The 348-nt window shown below is 41.1% G+C and carries 1 protein-coding gene; it reads left to right on the forward strand.

Features of this window, described 5'->3' with window-relative positions:
• The coding region (locus tag C9J34_RS20770; RefSeq protein WP_153062664.1) for a leucine-rich repeat protein at positions 1–348 on the forward strand (348 nt) is incomplete at both ends.

The raw sequence follows: 348 nt of genomic DNA on the forward strand, positions 1-348 counted from the left end.
CTAACGAATGTGACCATTCCAGATAGCGTGACCAGTATTGGGGCTTCTGCCTTTACGTATAACAAGCTAAATCAAGTTGAATTTAAAGGGCAAATTTCAAACCTTGGACAGACAGTATTTAATAGCCAAGCCAAGCCAGGAGATACTTTTCACGGATGGTTCGAGGACCCTTTGTATACAAAAACATGGATAGGTACTGTTACAGTGCCTATGACAATTTATGCAAAGTGGAACACTTACTCAACGGGCATTAGTCTATCACCTAAAACAAGCCAACTAACCGTTGGAGGTACGCAAAACTTCCAACTAATAGAAAACCTTTCGGATGGCACAACCCAAGATCAAACT

The organism is Metasolibacillus meyeri, assembly GCF_003049505.1.
Lineage (GTDB): Bacteria > Bacillota > Bacilli > Bacillales_A > Planococcaceae > Metasolibacillus > Metasolibacillus meyeri.